The organism is Legionella sp. km772 (genome assembly GCF_003989735.1).
In the GTDB taxonomy this organism is placed as follows: Bacteria; Pseudomonadota; Gammaproteobacteria; order Legionellales; family Legionellaceae; genus Legionella.
Map to the genome: position 1 here is coordinate 1 of NZ_RZGQ01000346.1, position 1367 is coordinate 1367.

Genomic DNA, 1367 nt, shown 5'->3' on the forward strand with positions numbered 1-1367 from the left:
CTCTCCTGGCCTATGGACTTGTGGATAAGCCATTCTGAGAGTAAGGTGAATGAACTAACAAACCGGGAATAGCTCTTATTTTTCCTGAATTTTGTTCCAGATCCCCGGACCTAGCTAAATGGGACAATTGGGATGTACTATCCAATTTGACAGTATTCCCAATAAAGAAACCGTCTTTTATTTTGATTTACCACTAGCTAATTAATTTAGTATAACTTGCTGGCATTATTTAAATAATAATCAAGGTGATTTGATAAAGGTAGCAGGTATAAAACGTCCTTGCCAACACCATTTCACATGCTCTTTGCTTTATCTATCCAAGAAAAGGGAAGGTTAAATGAGCCCAATCTATTGGAGCTCATTATGAATATTTATTCTTCCTCGGAAAAATTGCTTAAGAATTTTTTTGAAGAGCGCAATTTTTCTTTCATAGCTTCCATTTCATCCACTAGATCTTTTGCTTGCTTTTCAGAAATAATTTTTTTGCCATCTTCAAACATGCTTGATTCTTCATCTTCTACATGATGTTCCACTGTATGCATGAGCTTACCCATATTGATTAACCATTCACTTTCACTTTTTGCCATTCTAACCGCTTTAAGGGCCTTTTTAATTTCTTTATGTTCTTTTATTCCATGTTCTGCGTCCTCTTTACCCTTTGCTCTTTTATCCAAGGCTTTATAAAAAGTGTCACGCTCGGGATCTGCATGAAGTTCTAATTCCATTTGTACTTCAAGAAATAATTCTTCTCGCTCGCTTTGATTGTTTGAGGCGGTGATTTCTTTAAATAATTTAGAAACTTTGAGATGATCTTTATGTAAATAAGTATAAATATCCATAATTATTCCTTATTAAAGTGCTGTTAAGGTTTTGTCTGTTTTATGCGTGTTTTCCTGGAGTGTTATTTAGGCCTTGTGTACTAATGCTATCGTTAGGACTCTGCGCATGCGATCATCGTTCACTCTCCAGCAGCTAAATAATCTAACCTTATTAAGGATAGTCTAGTCCTTTATTAATTTTGGATGGGCACCTATCTGATCCAGGTTGTATACTATTAATTTAGGGAAATCACTAGGACTGACTAAGCCTATATATCTATAGGAACAGCTAGATAGAAATTAGGCTATACTGTCAGTGAGCTATTTAAAATCTAGCGCAGTCAAGCCCATTTGGCACGTTCCTTTGCCGGTTTCAAATTTATGCAAAAAATTTATGAGGAGCTGCTTAATTCTACTGGGAGTTTATCATTCACTCATGTTACGCACATAAACTTGTAGTTTGACTAAAAAGCATTAGAATTCCGCCCTTAATTTTAGGGAGGGAATTAAATGGATATGCTTGATCTTTATAGTGATTATTTGATTTTC

2 protein-coding genes are annotated in these 1367 nt (G+C 35.2%); both read right to left on the bottom strand.

Translation table 11 applies throughout. From position 1 onward, the window contains the following. Positions 1 to 10 precede the first annotated feature (10 nt). Positions 11 to 145 carry a hypothetical protein gene (locus tag ELY15_RS16675; protein ID WP_255411138.1) on the bottom strand — a complete coding sequence of 45 codons (135 nt, stop codon included), beginning with the start codon at positions 143 to 145 and terminating at the stop codon, positions 11 to 13. A gap of 226 nt (positions 146 to 371) precedes the next feature. Next, positions 372 to 839, bottom strand: coding sequence for a hemerythrin domain-containing protein (locus ELY15_RS15785; protein ID WP_127101713.1), 468 nt, complete (start codon positions 837 to 839; stop codon positions 372 to 374). Positions 840 to 1367 lie beyond the last annotated feature (528 nt).